General features: G+C 72.2%; 1 protein-coding gene. It reads right to left on the bottom strand.

The genetic code is table 11. From position 1 onward, the window contains the following. The coding region (locus tag D7W79_RS42355; protein ID WP_120530785.1) for an amino acid adenylation domain-containing protein at positions 1-867 on the bottom strand (867 nt) is incomplete at both ends.

Here is an 867-nt window from a genome sequence, read left to right as displayed (position 1 = left end):
CACCGGGCAGCCGCTGCAATGCGGACTCCACCTCGCCCGGTTCGATGCGGAAGCCACGCACCTTCACCTGGAAGTCGGTGCGGCCCAGGAACTCCAGCGTGCCGTCCGCGCGCCAGCGGGCCTTGTCCCCCGTGCGGTAGAGGCGCTCGCCAGGAGTCGCGGCGAAGGGGTGCGGAACGAAGCGCTCGGCGGTGAGGTCGGGGCGGCGCAGGTAGCCCCACGCGAGGCCGGCGCCACCGACGAACAACTCACCCGCCACGCCCACGGGCACGGGCCGCAGGCCCGCGTCCAGCACGTAGGCCGTGGACTGCCCGATGGGCTTTCCAATGGGCACCGCATGCCCGACGGAGGACGCCGGGGTCATGACGTGCGCGGTGGAGGCGGTGGTGTTCTCGGTTGGGCCGTAGCCGTTGACGAGCACGGAGCCGGCAGCCAGCTTCGCCAGGTGCTGCCGGGCGCGCTCGGCGGGCATCACGTCGCCGCCAATCATGAGCTGGGGCACCAGTGCCAGGGTCTCTCCCTGGTGGATCGCCATCTGCTCGAAGAGGGCCGTGGTGAGGATGACGCTCGTCGGGGCGTGGCGGCGGAAGAGGGCCGCGAGCTCCTCCAGCGAGAGTGAGTGCGGCGGCGCGAGGACCAGCTGGGCCCCGTGCAGCAGCGCGCCCCAGATTTCCTGCGTGGAGGCGTCGAAGGCGGTGGGCGCCAGCTGGAAGAAGCGGTGCTCGGGGCCAAAGTGGAAGTAGGACGCGCCGCACACCAGCCGCACGACGCCGCGGTGGGCCACCATGACGCCCTTGGGCCGGCCGGTGGAGCCGGAGGTGAACATCACGTAGGCGAGGCTGTCGGCCGAGGTGGGCACGACGGGCG

It is taken from the genome of Corallococcus exercitus (genome assembly GCF_003611585.1).
Lineage (GTDB): Bacteria > Myxococcota > Myxococcia > Myxococcales > Myxococcaceae > Corallococcus > Corallococcus exercitus.
This window is presented reverse-complemented; position numbering and strand designations above follow the sequence as displayed.